This window comes from Streptomyces sp. a15 (assembly GCF_059026085.1).
This window is the reverse complement of sequence record NZ_JBWLKM010000093.1, coordinates 1-16685: the sequence shown is the minus strand read 5'-3', so window position 1 is coordinate 16685 and position 16685 is coordinate 1. Positions and strand designations below refer to the sequence as shown.

Here is a 16685-nt window from a genome sequence, read left to right as displayed (position 1 = left end):
ACCGGCCGGTCAGCTCTTGATGGCGCCGGTGAGCACGCCCTTGGTGAAGTACTTCTGCAGGAACGGGTAGACGAGCAGGATCGGCACGGTGGCGATCACCAGCACCGCCATCTGCACGGTCTGCGGTGCGGTGATCGTGCCCTCGCCGGTCGTCGCGTCGGTGAGTCCGGAACCGGACACCACATAGGTGCGCAGCACCTGCTGGAGGGGCCAGTGGTCGCTCTCCAGGTAGAGCGAGGCGTAGAACCAGGAGTTCCAGTACGCCACCGCGTAGAAGAGCCCGACGACGGCCAGCGCGGCCTTGGACAGCGGCAGGACGACGGAGACCAGCACCCGCCAGTCCCCCGCCCCGTCGAGCCGGGCGGCCTCGTAGAGCTCCTCGGGGATGCCCTGGAAGAAGCCGCGCAGGACGACGAGGTTGAAGACGTTCACCAGGACCGGCAGGACCAGCGAGGCGTAGTTGTCCAGCAGGCCCAGCTCCTTGACCAGCAGGAAGCTCGGAATCATGCCGGGCGGGAACAGGAACGTGAACAGGATGAGGAGCAGCACCGGTTTGCCGCCGAAGACGCCGGGGCGGGACAGGGCGTAGGCGAGGGTCACCGTGCAAGCGAGGCTGAGCAGGGTGCCCACGATCGTGACGCCGGCGCTGACACCGAGGGCGTGGGTGACGATGCCGCCGTCGAGGATGTCGCGGTAGGCGTCGAGTGTCGGCTCGGTCGGCCACAGCACCCAGCCACCGCCCTCGACGACCTCGTCGGTGGAGGCCAGCGAGGTCGAGACGATGACCAGGAACGGTACGCAGACCAGCAGGACGACGGCGACCAGCGCGAGGGCCTTCGCGGCCTGGGTGAGCGGCTTCGGCTTCTCCATCCAGCCGGGCCGGACAGCGGTCCGAGTACGGGCACTCACTTGTAGACCCCCTGTTCGCCGAGGCGGTGGGCGACCTTGTTGGCGGCGTAGACGAGGAGAGCGCCGATCACGCCCTTGAACAGGCCCGCGGCGGCGGCGAACCCGTAGTCGCCGCCGACGATGCCCTGGTAGTAGACGAAGGTGTCGATGATCTCGGCGGCCTCGGGACCGACCGCGTCGCGCTGGAGCAGCATCTGCTCGAAGCCGACGGAGAGGATGTCGCCGAGCCGCATGATGAGCAGCAGCACGATCACCGCACGGATGGCGGGCAGGGTGACGTGCCAGAAGCGCCGCCAAGGCCCGGCTCCGTCGATCGCGGCGGCCTCGTACTGCTGCTCGTCGACCTGGGCCAGCGCGGCGAGGAAGATGATCGTGCCCCAGCCGGCGTCCTTCCAGATGACCTGGGCGACGGTGAGCGGCTTGAAGGCGTCGGGGTTGCCGATGATGTCGACGGTGCTCAGTCCCATGCCGTCCAGCGAGGAGTTGAGCAGTCCGGTGTCGCCGAGCAGTTGCTGGAAGAGGGCGACGACGATCACCCACGAGATGAAGTGCGGCAGATACGCCACCGACTGCACGAACCGGCGTACCGAACTCCAGGTGAGGCTGTGCAGGAGCAGGGCGAGGCCGAGCGGCACCGGGAAGTAGAAGGCCAGTTGCAGGACGGCGATCCAGACGGTGTTGAGCACCGCGTCCCAGAAGGCGCCGTCCTCGAACATCCGCTGGAAGTTGCCCATGCCGACCCAGGGGCTGCCCCAGAGGCCGTCGAAGGGGACGTACTCCTTGAAGGCGATGACGTTGCCGACGAGGGCGCCGTAGTGGAACAGCAGGAAGTAGGCGAGGCCGGGCAGCATGAGCAGAACCAGGGAAAGCGACCCCCGGCTCTGAAAACCTTTTCGTCGCGGGGGCGCACCGTCCGCTCGACGGCGCGCCGCCCTCACCTCCTCTGTACCTGCGCGTTCCCGCAGTACTGCGGCCACGGGTCCCCCTCACGTCTCGAAGTCAGCGTGAGGGGAAATTAAAACGTTTTCATTGCTCGGTCAACACTCCTGACACACAAAGGCCGTTGACCTTGCGACCGACTCGGTCAGCTCCTGCCGCGCCGCGCCAGCGCCAGCGCTCCCCCGCCCGCCACGACCAGCGCGATCGCGCCGCCGACGAGATACGGCGTGGTCGAGCTGCCGCCGGTGGCGGCCAATCCCATGTTGTCCGGGGCGCCTTGGGGCTTCACGTCGGCGGGAGCCGTGCTCGGGGCCGACTGCTGCTGTTGCGTCGACGGTGCCGGTGCCGGTGCCTCGCAGGTCGCCTTCGCCAGGGTCAGGGTGCCGGCGACCTCGGCGACGTTCAGGTTCAACGGGTTGACGGTGACCGCGAGTTCGAGGGCCGTCGCGGCCGCCGTACGGGTCGTCGTCTCCGTCTTCGAGAGGTCGAGGCGGACCTCGCCGACGCCGGGCACCTTCACCTCCGTCGTGCCGCCGACGGTGAGGGTGACCTTCTTGCCGAGAACCGTCACCGCGCCGAGCAGGTTCGAGGTGGCGACCGGGGTCTTGCCGGCCTCACAGGTCGCCTTGGAGGTGACCGCGCCGAGTTCGACGAGGGAGAGCAGCGGCAGGCCGGGGACGTGGAGCCGGGCGTGGGCGAGGTTGGTGTAACTCTCGGCCTTCTCCGCGGTGACCGTGGCCTTCGCGTCCGCCACGTCGGCGCGCAGCACGTTGAAGGGCTGTCCGCCGTCGACCCCGTCCAACCGGGCGGTCAGCGCGGTCTTCTGGGCACTCCGCGGTGCCTTGACCTCGTTCAGGGCGACCGCGAGCGGGACGTTCACGGTCTTGTCGAGCAGGGAGACGTCGAGCCCCGTGCGCAGGACGACGGCGCTCGCGCGGCCCTGGTCGGGGGTCGCGTGGGCGGAGGCCGCGCCGGCGAGGGCCGCGGGGCCCGCGGCCAGGGCCGTGGCCGTCGCGACGGTGGCGAGACGGCGTGCGGGCATGCGGAAGTCGGTGCCGTTCAAGGTGGTGGGGCCCCAGAGAGATCAAGCTTGGGACGTCGAAAGGATGTCGCACCACCGCGCGTTCGACAGTGATCCCACGGGAGTTCACACGATCGTGGCGCATCCGTGCATGCTTTCGAGCAATCGTTCACAGTCCGGAACTCGCCCTTGCATTTGACATGTCATTGACACGCCTTTGAAGGGCCTTGGTACACATGTCTGCCCGCGATTCCTGTGCGATCCCTGTGTCCACCGGGACAAGGAGCCCTACATGGCAGGTTTAGGCCACACCCGCATCCGCACCCGCCTCCGCCCCACCCGCAACCGCCTCCGCCGTCTCCGTCTGCGCGCCGCCCTCGTCGGCGCCGTCGCCACGGCGTTGATCATCGGATCCGCTCCATCGACCCCCGCCCGCACGGGCGAGGCGAGACCCGCGGCCGCCTCCGAGCCCGACACCACCGATCCACGCGACGGCTGGCGCCCCGCCAGCGAACTCGCCGACGACGAGGACGACCGCGGCTTCTGGGACAGCCTCTTCGGCAGCGACGACGACAAGGACCAGCGGGAGGACGGCGACTCGAAGCCGCCCCGCATCACCCTCGACCGCACCCGCGGCGCCGCCTCCCTCACCCACCCGCGCGTCGCGGGCGGGGCCGACGGCGTCCGCATCGCCGCGCCCCGCACCGCGCACGCCACCGGCGCCGACCTCGCCTGGACGGCGTACGACGGCAAGGGCCTCCTCGAGTACGAGGTCCACCGCTCGACGTCGAAGGACTTCACGCCGACCGACGAGACATTGGTCGCTCCGGTCGACCGCGGCACCCGCACCTTCGCCGACCGCACCGCGCCGCCCGCCCTCGAGGGCGACGGCCGTACCTACCACTACCGGATCGCCGTACGGACGAAGCAGGGCAAGCTCGTGGCCGGCCCTGCCCGCGCCGTCGAGCTGCCCGCCGTCGGCCAGGTCGCCCAGGGCGGCAAGCTGCTCGCCGCCCCCGAGGGCGAGACCTACTTCCTGCCGTTCACGCCGGCCCGGATGGTCCCCGGCGAGACCGCCACCGTCGAGGCGACGCTCACCAACACCACTTCCGCGGTGTGGAAGAAGGGCGAGCGCGTCCTGTCGTACCGCTGGACGCTGGACGGCAAGGACATCACCAGCCTTCTCAACAAGGACGCCACCGGGCTGCCGAAGGACGTGGCGCCCGGCGAGACCGTCACCTTCGACGCGGAGTTGAAGGCCCCGGTGCTGGTCGACCCGCTCGACAAGCGGCTGACCTTCGGCCTGGAGTGGGACCTGCGGGAGAAGGCCACCGGCGACTGGCTCTCCGAGACGGACGGGGTCCCGCCGTCGAAGCACGAGGTGACGGCCGAGTACCCGACCTCCGACCAGCTCGGTCTGGAGGACTTCTACTCGTACGCGGGCAAGAACACCGGCGCCGGTTCGGCGCTGATGAGCAACCTCCACGCCGGCAACGCGGTGTGGTCGTACAACGCCTTCTCGAACCCGTCGCTCGGGTTCTCGACCTTCCTGCGCCTCGCCTACAACTCGCAGGACGCGTCGAACACTCCGGCCGGTCCAGGCTGGTCGCTGCAGGCCTCGTCGCCCGTGCGGCTCGGCACGCCGCTGGACTTCCACCCGTCCGCGCTGCTGCCCAAGCAGCTCACGCTGACCGACGGCGACGGCACCAGCCACGTCTTCAGCAAGAACAAGAAGGGCGAGTGGGACTCCCCCGCCGGGGTCCACTTCCGGGTCAAGCAGCTGGAGAAGGACTGTCTGCTCAAGCCCCACCAGCGGGAGGCCTGGGAGTTCCTGCGCCCGGACCGCACCCGGTTCCTCTTCGACTGCCAGGGCTATCCGAGCGCCCAGGTGGACAAGAACGGCAACCGGATGGAGTTCACGTACGAGGAGCGGCTGCTCGGGCACCCGTCCAAGCTGCTGAAGTACGTCACCGACGCCGAGGGCCGGCGCACGCTCACCGTCGACTACTGGGAGAAGGGCGAGGCGTACACCTACGCCGACGAGGACGGGAAGGTCCGTGAGGGCAAGCACCTCCTGAACCCGTTCATCATCGGCAAGGTCCGCTCCGTCACCGACATCTCGGGGCGGCGGATCGACTTCACCTTCACCGAGAAGGGCCTGCTCGCGCTGCTCACGGACGGCGCGAACGCCGCGGACAAGGATCTGCGCAAGGTCTTCAGTTTCGGTTACGGCAAGGAGTTCGACCACCCGGGCGTGAAGCTGGTGAAGGTCACCGACCCGCGCGGCAACGCCACCAAGGTGGACTACGTCGGCCCGCACGACGACAAGGACCAGCTGCACTACCTGGGCTACACCAAGACGGTCACGGACCGGCTCGGCGGCCTGACCAAGTACCGCTATGAAGACGCCGACGACCACGACGGCAAGGCGATCCGGACCGTCGTCACGGACGCCGAGGGCAACCCGGCCACCCAGCTGATGGACAGCTACGGCAGGCCGGTGCAGCTCACCGACGCCAAGAAGCGGACCACGAAGCTGGGTTGGGACGCCGACAACAACGTCACGCGCCTGGAGGAGAACAACGGGGCCGCCCGCACCTGGAAGTACGACCCCAAGACGGGCTACCCGCTGGAGGCGAAGGACGCCGAGAGCGTCAAGAACGACCGGCCCGCGGCCACCCTCGCCTACGCGACCGGCGAGAACGGCTACATCGCCGACCTGGTACGCCGCGTCTCCCCGGAGGGCCGCGCCTGGCAGTTCGGCTACGACGCGCGCGGCAACATGATCTCGGTGACCGACCCCAAGGGCGTGCAGAGCGAGCCCGAGGGCGACTACACCTCCGTCAACGCCTATGACGCGCGGGGCCGGCTCACCTCCGCCACCGACGCCAACGAGCACACCACGACGTTCGAGGACTACGACCCCTCCGGCTATCCGCGGGTGATCGAAGACGCCCTCGGCAACCGTACGGTGACGACGTACGACGTGCGCGGCAACGTCACCGAGGTCCAGGAGGCCGACGGGGCGACGACCACGCAGACGTACGACGTGTTCGCGCGTCCCCTGGAGAACCGCAGGCCGAAGGACCAGGATGCCGGCGAGTTCATCGTCACGCCCGCGCCCGAGTACGACACCAATGACAACACCCTCGTCTTCACCGCCCCCAACGGGGTGTCCAGCAGCAGCCACTTCGACGCCGCGGACCAGTTGCTGAAGTCCGTCCAGCCGGGCGACGAGGAGGGCTCCGCGGAGCGGGTCTCGACCTTCACCTACGACAAGGTCGGCAACCAGCTCACCTCGACGGAGCCGAAGGGCAACCTGACCGAGACGCCCGGAGACTTCACCTCGACGACCAAGTACGACGAGGTCTACCAGCCGATCGAGGCGGTCAACGCGGCGGGCAACCGGGCGAGCGCCGTCTACAACGACGTCGGCGACCTGGTGAAGGTCGTCGACGCCCGCAAGAACGAGTCCGAGGACCCCGACGACTACACCAGCAGGTTCCGCTACGACCTCGACCACCGACTCCTCGAAACCACCGACGCGGCCGGCGAGTCGACGACCAGCACCTACGACTGGGACGGTCTGACCGTCGCCACCACGGATGCCGACGGCAACCGCACCGAGCTGGTCCTGGACCCCCGCGGAGCTCTCGTCGAGGCACACGTGCCGCACGACGGGGAGGGCGACGACGCGGTCATCCGCAAGACGCGCTTCGATTACGACGAGGTCGGCAACCAGACCCGCGTCATCACCCCACGCGGCATGGAGACCGGCGGCGACGACCGGGACTTCACCGCCGAGACCGTCTACGACGAGCTGAACCGCGTCAAGGAGACCCTGAACCCGTACGACCCGGACGACGACCGCTACAACACGCCGGACCGGACGACGTACGAGTACGACGCGCTGAGCCGGGTGAAGAAGGTCAGTGCTCCGCCGTCCGAGGGCCAGAGCGTCCGCAACGAGACGGAGTACACCTACTTCGACACCGGCTGGATCAAGACGTCCACGGACGCCTTCGACATCAAGAACACCTACAAGTACAACGACCTGGGCCAGCAGATCCAGAACACCCTGACCAGCGCGGGCGGTGCGGTCTCGCGCACCCTCGACTCCGCCTTCTACCCGAGCGGCGCCCTGAAGTCCCGCTCGGACGACGGAGTCCCGGTCGGCCTCCAGGTCGCGCTCGTCGACAACAGCGACATCAACAACACGGCGACGCAGGGCACTTGGACGGAGGTCGCCGCCGAGGGTTCGTACGGATACAACGCGCAGACCCACGCGGCCGGTTCGGGCGAGGACCGCTTCGTCTGGCAGCTGACGATCCCCCAGTCCGGGGACTACACGGTCTACGTCCAGTACCCGAAGGTCGACGGGGCGGCGAAGGAAGCCACCTACGAGATCAAGCACAAGGACGGCACCGAGACCAAGACGCTCGACCAGACCGAACTCCCGGGTGAGTGGCGGTCGTTGGGCAAGTTCACCTTCGGTGAGGACACCGGCCAGGCCGTCACCCTCACCGACAAGGCGACCGGCACGGTGGTCGCGGACGCGGTCCGGCTGGTCCGCGACTACGAGGGCGACACCGACAACGAGAAGAAGGACTTCTCCTACCGGTACGACGCCAACGGCAACCAGACAGAGATCACCGACAACAGCCCCGGCGTCGAGACCGACCGCTACACCCTGGCCTACGACGAGCTCAACCAGCTCGGCAAGGTCGTCGAGCACGACGGTGACGCCGTGCGCGACACGACCGCGCTGACGTACGACGCCAACGGCAACACGCTGACGACGACCCACGACCTGACCTGGAGCAAGCTGGAGTACGACGACCTGGACCGGGTCGAGCGGATCACCAACGCGGCGTCGCCGACGGCGGACGACCGCCAGATCACCTCGGTGGAGTACACGGCCAGAGGCGAGCTGGCGAAGCAGACGAAGCCGAACGGCAACGTCCTGACCGTCGACTACTACCTCGACGGGGCGACGAAGAAGACCACGGAGAGACAGTCCGACGAGACCCTCGTCTCCGAACACGCCCTGAAGTACAACGCCAACGGCCACAAGGTCGAAGACGTCCTGAAGCTGATGGACGCCGACGACCACGGCGAGACGATCGACAACACGTACGCGTACACGTACGACCCGCAGGACCGCATCGCCAAGGTCGTGAAGACCGGCGACGACGAGAAGACGGAGGAGTACCGGCACGACTCCGCCGGCAACGTGGTCTGGCAGACGGTGGACGACACGACCACTACCCACCGCTACGACCGCAACCGCCTCCTGACGTCCACGGCGGACGGCGCGTCGTCGACGTACAACTACGACCCGCTGGGCCGCCTCGACACCGTCTCCTTCGGCGGCGAGACGATCCAGAAGTACCGCTACGACGGCTTCGACCGCCCGGAGTCGATCAGGGCGGGCACCGGGGACGCGGCGCGGACGACCACCATGACGTACGACGCCTTCGACCGCACGGTGAAGGAGACGGTCGGCGGGGACGACGCGAAGACGACGCTCTTCACGTACCTGGGCATCACCTCGAAGTCCCTGAAGGAGGAAGTGACCGACGAGGGCGTCACGTCCTTCCAGTACGCGTCCTGGGGCCAGAAGCTCACCCAGATCAAGGACGAGGAGGACAAGGACCCGGAGACGACCCAGTACCTCTACCACCCGCACGGTGACGTAGAGGCGCTGACGGACTCCGACGGCAACACGAAGACGACGTACGGCTACACGGCGTACGGCAAGAACGACACGGCCCAGTTCACGGGCGCGGACAAGCCGGGAGCGGGCGGCGAGGCCGCGGAGCCGTACAACTCCTACCGCTTCAACGCGAAGCGCTACGACACGACGTCCGGCACGTACGACATGGGCTTCCGGACGTACGACCCGGGCCTGAACCGCTTCCTGACCCGTGACATGTACGGCGGCGCCCTGGCGGACATGGGCCTGACGACGGACCCGTTCACCGGCAACCGCTATGCCTTCGCGGGCGGCAACCCGGTCTCCTTCATCGAGATCGACGGCCACCTGTTCGGCCTGTCCTGGTCCGACATCGGCCACGCGGCCCTCGACGTCGTCGGCCTCATCCCGGTCGTCGGCGAGGTCGCCGACCTGGCCAACTGCGGCTGGTACGCGGCCGAGGGCGAGTACGTGGACGCGGCCCTGTCCTGCGCCTCGGCGATCCCGTTCGCGGGGTACGGGGCGACGGCGGCGAAGGCCGCCAGGTACGGCGACAAGGCACTGGACGCCATCGACACGGCGAGCGACACGGCCCGCGCGACGGAGAACGTGACGGACGCGGGGCGGGCGGCGGACACCACACCGGCCGGCGGCACCCCGGACGCCCCGACCACCCCGAAGGACCCGGCCCCGGCCGACCCGGCACCGGCCCCGGCCAACCCGGCGCCCGCACCGGCTCCGGCGGCACCGAATCCTCCGGACGCGCCGCCGGCGACCGGCGCGGCGTGCAAGCTGGACAACAGCTTCGTCCCGGGCACCGAGGTCCTGATGGCCGACGGCACGACGAAGCCGATCGAGGACATCGAGACCGGAGACAAGGTCGCGGCGTCGGACGTGGAGACGGACGACATCCAGCCCCGCACGGTCACCCGCACGATCACGGGCGACGGCACGAAGCACCTGGTCACCATCACAGTCGACACGGACGGCCGCGCGGGCGGCAAGACGTCCACCATCACAGCCACCGACGACCACCCGTTCTGGCTGCCCGACCTGGGCCGCTGGGTGGAGGCCGGAGACCTGGAGCCGGGACAGTGGCTGAGCACGGGGAGCGGCAGCTGGATCCAGGTCACAGCCGCCCGGGCGCGGACAACACAGGCGACGGTCCACAACCTGAGCGTCGAGGGCGTGCACACGTACTATGTGCTGGCCGGTGAGACGGCCACACTCGTACACAACTGCGGGGGTGCGGTAGGCGGCCACACCGCGGCATGCACGTGTGCCACAGGTGGGCCTCCCGTCGGGCCGATCAACGCTCATCTCGCCGGTGGTACGCACCCGGTCACGGGGGTGCCGTTCGATGCCCAGGGGTTCCCGGACTTCAGCGCTTACCGGGACCCGGCCACGCCGGACGTCGTCATCGCCCTGACCGGCAACAGGAGAAAGGATTTCGCGGCGGCGGACAAGGCGGCCGGCATCACGGCGGGATATCGGAAGGGCAAGTGGACATGGAATCATCACCAGAATTGCGGAGTGATGCAGCTCGTCAACATGTCCGTTCACGCTCAGACCGGCCATACCGGCGGCTTCTCGATATGCTAGAGGGGAGTCCGGAATCATGATCTTCGACCAAGCGGATGAATCCGAGTACGTCGGCCCGACGGTGGATGCCGAGATGATTCGGCGGGCCGAGGATGTGCTTCAGGTTCGCCTGCCGAAGAGCTACGTCGACCTGGTGTACGTCCAGAACGGCGGCGTGCTGCGAAATCGCTGTTTCCCCACCGAATTCCCCACGTCCTGGGCGCCGGATCATGTGTGCCTCGACGCGATCTGGGGGGTTGGGGGTGTGTACGGAGTGGATGTCATGTCGAACAGGATGATCGCTGAATGGCGGTATCCCGAGATCGGTGTCGTCCTCGGCATCACTCCCTCTGCCGGGCATGACACGGTGATGCTCGATTATTCCGAGTGCGGGCCGCTCGGTGAGCCTTCCGTGGCGTACGTTGACGAGGACAGGGTGCCGAGGCGCATCGCGCATGCGTTCTCGGAATTTCTGCAGGGCCTTGTCTCGTGTCGCACATACGGCGATGACGCGGACTGATTTCTGATCAGTACCGCCAGTGGCCCCGTCGGTTTCTCGACGGGGCCACTGAGGTACGTGCCCTACCCCACGACCCGCCCATTCAGCACCACCCTCAACGGGGCCCCCAGCACGCGTACGTCCGTGCGGGGGTCCCGCTCGTACACCACCAGGTCCGCCGGCTCGCCCTCCTCCAGGCCGGGACGGCCGAGCCACTTCCGGGCCGTCCAGGTAGTCGCCGCGAGGGCCTCCACCGGCGGGATGCCCGCCGTGACCAGTTCCGCGACCTCGGCCGCCACCAGCCCGTGCGGCAGCGTGCCGCCCGCGTCCGTGCCGACGAAGACCGGGATGCCGGCGTCGTAGGCGTTGCGGACCGTGTCGTAGCGGCGTTCGTGGAGGCGGCGCATGTGGGCCGACCAGCGGGGGAACCTGGACTCGCCGCCCTCGGCCAGCCGCGGGAAGGTGGCGATGTTGACCAGGGTCGGGACGATCGCGACGCCGCGGGAGACGAAGAGCGGGATCAGGTCGTCCGTCAGGCCCGTCGCGTGTTCGATGCAGTCGATGCCCGACTCCACCAGGTCGCGCAAGGACGACTCCGCGAAGCAGTGTGCCGTCACCCGCGCGCCCAGGCGATGGGCCTCCGCGATGGCCGCCTCGACCGCCTCCCGCGGCCAGCTGGGAGCCAGGTCGCCCGCCTCGCGGTCGATCCAGTCGCCCACCAGCTTCACCCAGCCGTCGCCGCGCCGGGCCTCCTGGGCGACGTAGGCGACGAGGTCCTCCGGCTCGATCTCCCACGCGAAGTCACGGATGTAGCGGCGGGTGCGGGCGATGTGGCGGCCCGCGCGGATGATCTTCGGGAGGTCCTGGCGGTCATCGATCCAGCGGGTGTCGGAGGGCGAACCCGCGTCGCGGATCAGCAGGGTGCCCGCCTCGCGGTCGGTCAGCGCCTGCTTCTCGGCGACGTCCTGCGGTACCGGGCCGTGCGGGCCCAGGCCGACGTGGCAGTGGGCGTCGACCAGACCGGGCAGCACCCAGCCCGACATCGTGCGGATGTCACGGGCCGCGAGGGGGCGGTCGTAGGAGATCCGGCCGTCGACGATCCACAGCTCGTCCCGGACGTCGTCCGGGCCGACCAGGATCCGGCCCTTCACGTGCAGCACCGTGCGATCACTCATGCACCGCACCTTAGCCAGCCCGGCGTCACTGCTCCCAGGGCGGTGCTCCCTCGAAGGCGAGCTGGTACACGTCGAAGAGGACCGCGGCCTCGACGCCGAGCGCGGGGCCGGCCTGGCGGGCCGCCCAGATCAGGAAGGGGCGCGGTTCGAAGCCCTGGGCGCCGAGGCCCTTGGTGTACTCGGCGTGGGCGGCGAGGGAGGCGATGCCCCGCTCCAGCGGTTCGCCGGCCACGTCCACTCCGTGGGTGGGGCGCTCGGCGCCGGCGAAGCACACGAAGCGGACCCCGCCCCAGGGTTCGAGGCCCTCGTCGGCGAGTTCGGGGAAGATCCACCGGTTGCCCGCGTCCCGCGCCGCGTCGAGCGCGGCGAGGCCCACCACGCGGTGGTCGGCCTGGTTGACCACTCCGGCGACCATCCGCACGCCGTAGGCGCCCGTCACCAGGACCTCGGGCCGGTGCCTCCGGATGGCCCGCACGATGTCGCGGCGCAGGTCCGGGCCGTACTCGATCATTCCGTCCCGATGGTCGAGGAACTCGACCGTGTCCACGCCCACTTCGCGGGCCCCGGCCCGTTCCTCCGCCTCGCGCAGCGGGCCCGCCTCGTCGGGGTGCAGCCCGTCGATGCCGGCCTCGCCCCGCGTGGCCAGCAGGTACGCGATCTGCTTGCCCTGGGCCGTCCACCGGGCCACGGCGGAGGCCGTGCCGTACTCGATGTCGTCCGGGTGGGCGGCCACGGCGAGGCAGCGGTCCCAGTCCTCCGGCAGCCGGGGCAGCGCGGTGCCGGCTCCGAAGCCGCCCGCGTCGTCGAGAGTCGTCATGCCCCGAATGATGGCGGTCCGCAGGCTCCGTCCGACAGGGGAACGTATGTCCTCTTCAGTCGCTTGTGCCCACCTGGTCCGACGTCTCCTCCTCCACCTCCGCCATCGCGGGGTCGAGGAGACGGGAGAGGAAGTGCCGGGTGCGTTCGTGGCGGGGGTTGGCGATGACCTGTTCCGGGGTGCCGTCCTCGACGATCACTCCGCCGTCCATGAAGACGACCCGGTCGGCGACCTCGCGGGCGAAGGTCATCTCGTGGGTGACGACCATCATCGTCATGCCCTCGTTCGCCAGCATGCGCATCACCGCCAGTACGTCCCCCACCAGCTCCGGGTCGAGCGCCGACGTCGGTTCGTCGAACAGCATCACCTCGGGGCCCATGGCAAGGGCGCGGGCGATCGCCACCCGCTGCTGCTGCCCGCCGGAGAGGGAGGCCGGGTAGGCGTCCGCCTTCTCCGCCAGGCCCACCCGCTCCAGGTTCTCGGCGGCCACCTTGGCGGCCTGCGCCTTGTCCCGCCTGAGCACCCGCCGCTGCGGCAGCGTGAGGTTCTCCGTCACCGACAGGTGCGGGAAGAGGTTGAACTGCTGGAAGACCATGCCGATACGGCGGCGTACGGCGTCGATGTCGACGTCGGGGTCCGTCAACTCGGTGCCGCCGACGAAGACCTGACCCTTGGTGGGTTCCTCGAGGAGGTTCACGCACCTCAGCAGCGTCGACTTGCCCGAGCCGGACGGGCCGATCACGCACACGACCTCGCCCTGGTTGACCTCCAGGTCGATGCCGCGCAGCACCTCGTTGTCGCCGAACGCCTTGTGCAGGCCGCGTACTTCGATCTCCGGGTGCGTCCCAAGAGTCTTCTCGCTCTTCTCGCTCATCTCACGGCCTCCTGGGCCTTCGTCTCCATACGGCGCACGACGAAGCCGAGCGGGATCGTGACCAGCAGATAGCACAGGCCGGCGACGAGGATCGGCGTGGAGTTGGCGGTCGTACTCGCCAGGTCCCGGCCGTACTTGGACAGTTCGCGCTCCTCCAGGGTGACGCCGAGGAACAGCACCAGCGAGGAGTCCTTGAAGAGCAGGACCAACTCGTTGGTGAGCGGCGGGAGGATGATCCGGAACGCCTGCGGGATGATGATCGAGATCATCGCGCGTGCGGGCGAGAAGCCCAGTGAACGGGCCGCTTCCATCTGGCCCTTGGGCACCGCCTGGATGCCCGCGCGGATCGTCTCCGCCATGTAGGCGGCGGCGACCAGACCCAGTGCGAGCGCGACCTTGCCGTAGGTGCCGCCGACGATCTCCGTGCCCGGGAAGGCGAGCGGGACGGCGACGCCGATGAAGATGAAGATCAGCAGGGCCGGCAGACCGCGGAAGATCTCGATGTACACCCCGGCGAACCAGCGGTACGGCCCGACCGACGACAGCCGCATCAGCGCGATGACCATGCCGAGCACCAGGCCGACGACGAAGCCGGACAGGGTGTAGAGCACGGTGTTCTTCAGCGCCAGCGTGATGACGTCCGGGAACATCTGCTCGGCGATGTCGGCCTGCGCGAACTGGTTCTGCAGCCGGTCCCAGTCCGCCGAGACCGCGAAGGCGATCACGACGGCGACGAAGACGGCGTACTGGATGCCCCGCGACAGACTGCGCTTCTGACGCCGGGTCAGACCCTTTTTGCGGGGCGGTGCTTCGAGCTTGGTATCACTCATGAGGCGGACGGCGAAGCGGATGCCGCGGACTCGTCGTACGGGCCGATCCACTGCTCGTAGAGCTTCTTGTACGTGCCGTCGGCCCTGGCGTCCGCGAGCGCCTTGTTGATGGCGGCGAGCAGCTTGGTGTTGCCCTTCTTCACCGTGAAGCCGTACTGCTCACCGGTGTTGATGTTGTCGGCGACCTCGAAGGCGTCCGCGTTGGCCTTGTTCTTCAGCCAGCCCTGGACGACCGGGTAGTCGATGACGACGGCCTTGACCTGACCGGAACGCAGGCCGTTGAGGACCGCGTCGGAGGACTCGAAGGAGACCGGGTCGAAGCCCTGGCTCTTCGCGTAGTCCTCGCCGGTGGTCTGCGCCTGGGCGCCGAGCTCGACCTTCTTGGACTTCACGTCGGCGAGGGAGTTCACGCCGGCCTTCTTGTCGACCAGGACGGCCTGGGTGGCGTCGAAGTAGGGGTCCGAGAAGTCGACGTTCTTCTTGCGCTCCTCGGTGATGGTCATGCCGGCCGCGGCCAGGTCGCACTGGCCGGCGTTGAGGGACCCGCCGGTCTTGAAGTTCTCGAAGGGCTGGTCGAGGATGTCCTGCTTCACGCCCAGGTCCTTGGCGACCAGGTCGATCAGCGAGACGTCGAAGCCCTGCACCTTGCCGTCGATCTCCGACTGGAAGGGCGGGTACGGCAGGTGCGTGCAGGTGGTGAGCTGACCGGCCTTGACCAGTTCGACCCCGCCGACGGCGGTCTTCGTGCCGCTGCCCCCGTCGTCGGTGGAGGTGCAGCCGGAGGCAGCGGCAGCCACGAGCACCAGCCCGGCCGTCGCGGTGGTGGCGGCCAGGACGCGGGTCCGGCGCCCGAGGAGCGTGTTCACGGCGGGCCTTCCTTTGGGGGAACTGTGGCTTCCGATTATAAGGAGAAGTTTGAGGCTCTCAAACCAAACCGATGGCTTCGGGGCTGTCCGGCCTAAGAAGTCGTCGGTCGAGGGAGGGCGGCGGGTGACGGTTACGCTCGTCACGTCTACCCCGTGAGTGAGACTCGTTACCCGTGAGTCTCGTTACCCCGTGAGTGAAGAGAGCACCGCCGTGACACACCCGTTTCTGGATCTGGCCCCGCTGACCGCCGCGCACTTCGCGTCGATCGAGGACCGTGTGGCGCGGCTGCTGAGCACCGAACAGGACGTGGTGATCACGCAGGGCGAGGCGCTGCTGCCGCTGGAGGGTGCGATCCGTTCCACCGCCGGACCGGGCACCACGGCGCTCAACGTCATCACCGGCCCGTACGGGCAGACCTTCGGCGACTGGCTGCGGGACTGCGGCGCGACGGTGATCGACCTGGCGGTGCCCTTCCACACCGCCGTCACCGCCGAGCAGATCCGGGACGCCTTCGCCGAGCACCCGGAGATCGACTTCGTGTCCCTGGTGCACGCGGAGGCCGCGACCGGCAACACCAACCCGGTCGCGGAGATCGGCGAGGTCGTACGGCGGCACGGCGCCCTGTTCTATCTCGACGCCGTCGCCTCCATCGGCGCGGAGCCGGTGCTGCCGGACGCGTGGGGCGTCGACCTGTGCGTGATCGGGGCGCAGAAGGCGATGGGCGGACCCGCGGGTGTCTCGGCCGTGTCGGTGAGCGAGCGGGCGTGGGCGCGGATGGCGGCGAATCCGGGGGCGCCGCGACGGTCGTACCTCTCGTTGCTGGACTGGAAGGAAAGGTGGATCGACGGCGGGCGGAAGACGCTGCTGCACGCGCCGGCGCAGTTGGAGATGCTGGCGCTTCAGGCGTGTGTCGAGCGGATCGAGGCGGTGGGGCCGGCCGCCGTGATGGAGCGGCACCGGCGGGCCGCGGAGGCGACTCGGGCGGGGGCGCGGGCGCTGGGCGGTGGTCTGGAGCCGTATGTGTACGAGGACCGGGAGGCCGCGCCGGTCGCCACGACGCTGAGGGCGCCGTCGGGCGTCGTGGCCTCGGAGTTGGTGGCCCGGGCGCTGGAGTCGGACCCGGCCGTGCCGCTGGTGGCGGGTGGGGGTGCGCTGGCCAAGGAGATGATCCGGGTCAACCACTACGGGGTGGATGCGACGCGGGGGGCGGTGCGGGCGAGTCTGTCGGCGCTTGGCGCTGCGCTGGCGGCGGCGGGGTTGGGCGTGGACGTGGAGGGGGCGTTGGGGGCGGCGGAGGGTGCGTGGCGGTAGTGGTGTTGGCGGGGGCAGTGGTGGCGGGGGCAGTGGTGGCGGGGGCAGTGGTGGGTGGCTGAGGTTCTGGGGTTGCCCCCTCCGCCCCTACCCGTCCCGTCCCTGGGGGCTGCGCCCCCAGACCCCCGCTTCGGCCCGAAGGGCCTCGTCCTCAAACGCCGGACGGG

General features: G+C 69.1%; 11 protein-coding genes. 3 read left to right on the top strand and 8 right to left on the bottom strand.

Features of this window, described 5'->3' with window-relative positions:
- Positions 1 to 9 precede the first annotated feature (9 nt).
- The 3 genes from AC5P09_RS44425 to AC5P09_RS44415 form a co-directional block, all read right to left on the bottom strand.
- The gene (locus AC5P09_RS44425) at positions 10 to 870 is read right to left on the bottom strand and encodes a carbohydrate ABC transporter permease (RefSeq protein WP_493879384.1); all 861 of its coding nucleotides are present in this window, start codon (positions 868 to 870) and stop codon (positions 10 to 12) included.
- Between the two features lie 35 nt (positions 871 to 905).
- Positions 906 to 1760 (bottom strand): ABC transporter permease, encoded by an 855-nt coding sequence (locus tag AC5P09_RS44420; protein ID WP_493879372.1) that lies wholly within the window; start codon positions 1758 to 1760, stop codon positions 906 to 908.
- Between the two features lie 233 nt (positions 1761 to 1993).
- Positions 1994 to 2911, bottom strand: coding sequence for an SCO1860 family LAETG-anchored protein (locus tag AC5P09_RS44415; protein WP_493879371.1), 918 nt, complete (start codon positions 2909 to 2911; stop codon positions 1994 to 1996).
- A 250-nt stretch (positions 2912 to 3161) separates the two neighbouring features.
- On the opposite strand from AC5P09_RS44415, the gene AC5P09_RS44410 reads away from it, so the two are divergent.
- Positions 3162 to 10166 (top strand): golvesin C-terminal-like domain-containing protein, encoded by a 7005-nt coding sequence (locus tag AC5P09_RS44410; protein WP_493879370.1) that lies wholly within the window; start codon positions 3162 to 3164, stop codon positions 10164 to 10166.
- Between the two features lie 16 nt (positions 10167 to 10182).
- Positions 10183 to 10665 carry an SMI1/KNR4 family protein gene (locus AC5P09_RS44405; RefSeq protein ID WP_493879369.1) on the top strand — a complete coding sequence of 161 codons (483 nt, stop codon included), beginning with the start codon at positions 10183 to 10185 and terminating at the stop codon, positions 10663 to 10665.
- Between the two features lie 62 nt (positions 10666 to 10727).
- On the opposite strand, the gene AC5P09_RS44400 is transcribed toward AC5P09_RS44405, so the two are convergent.
- From AC5P09_RS44400 to AC5P09_RS44380, 5 genes are read right to left on the bottom strand one after another with little or no spacing between them, the layout of a single operon-like run.
- Positions 10728 to 11819: an amidohydrolase family protein gene (locus tag AC5P09_RS44400; RefSeq protein ID WP_493879368.1), complete on the bottom strand. Its 1092-nt coding sequence runs from the start codon at positions 11817 to 11819 to the stop codon at positions 10728 to 10730.
- Positions 11820 to 11844: 25 nt separating this feature from the next.
- Positions 11845 to 12636 (bottom strand): PIG-L deacetylase family protein, encoded by a 792-nt coding sequence (locus AC5P09_RS44395; RefSeq protein WP_493879367.1) that lies wholly within the window; start codon positions 12634 to 12636, stop codon positions 11845 to 11847.
- A gap of 55 nt (positions 12637 to 12691) precedes the next feature.
- Positions 12692 to 13510, bottom strand: a complete 819-nt coding sequence (locus AC5P09_RS44390) for an amino acid ABC transporter ATP-binding protein (protein ID WP_493879366.1) — start codon at positions 13508 to 13510, stop codon at positions 12692 to 12694.
- Complete coding sequence (locus AC5P09_RS44385; RefSeq protein ID WP_493879365.1) at positions 13507 to 14340, bottom strand: amino acid ABC transporter permease; 834 nt, start codon at positions 14338 to 14340, stop codon at positions 13507 to 13509. Before AC5P09_RS44385 ends, AC5P09_RS44390 begins: the two co-directional genes overlap by 4 nt.
- Complete coding sequence (locus tag AC5P09_RS44380) at positions 14337 to 15206, bottom strand: transporter substrate-binding domain-containing protein (protein ID WP_493879364.1); 870 nt, start codon at positions 15204 to 15206, stop codon at positions 14337 to 14339. Before AC5P09_RS44380 ends, AC5P09_RS44385 begins: the two co-directional genes overlap by 4 nt.
- 211 nt (positions 15207 to 15417) lie before the next feature.
- On the opposite strand from AC5P09_RS44380, the gene AC5P09_RS44375 reads away from it, so the two are divergent.
- Entirely contained in the window at positions 15418 to 16518 is a 1101-nt protein-coding gene (locus AC5P09_RS44375; protein ID WP_493879383.1) for a pyridoxal-phosphate-dependent aminotransferase family protein, read from the top strand.
- Positions 16519 to 16685 lie beyond the last annotated feature (167 nt).

Bases quoted from the DNA above. Each gene is read 5' to 3' on its own strand.
- AC5P09_RS44425 (WP_493879384.1), bottom strand. From the start codon at position 870: ATGGAGAAGCCGAAGCCGCTCACCCAGGCCGCGAAGGCCCTCGCGCTG.
- AC5P09_RS44420 (WP_493879372.1), bottom strand. From the start codon at position 1,760: ATGCTGCCCGGCCTCGCCTACTTCCTGCTGTTCCACTACGGCGCCCTC.
- AC5P09_RS44410 (WP_493879370.1), top strand. From the start codon at position 3,162: ATGGCAGGTTTAGGCCACACCCGCATCCGCACCCGCCTCCGCCCCACC.
- AC5P09_RS44405 (WP_493879369.1), top strand. From the start codon at position 10,183: ATGATCTTCGACCAAGCGGATGAATCCGAGTACGTCGGCCCGACGGTG.
- AC5P09_RS44400 (WP_493879368.1), bottom strand. From the start codon at position 11,819: ATGAGTGATCGCACGGTGCTGCACGTGAAGGGCCGGATCCTGGTCGGC.
- AC5P09_RS44395 (WP_493879367.1), bottom strand. From the start codon at position 12,636: ATGACGACTCTCGACGACGCGGGCGGCTTCGGAGCCGGCACCGCGCTG.
- AC5P09_RS44390 (WP_493879366.1), bottom strand. From the start codon at position 13,510: ATGAGCGAGAAGAGCGAGAAGACTCTTGGGACGCACCCGGAGATCGAA.
- AC5P09_RS44385 (WP_493879365.1), bottom strand. From the start codon at position 14,340: ATGAGTGATACCAAGCTCGAAGCACCGCCCCGCAAAAAGGGTCTGACC.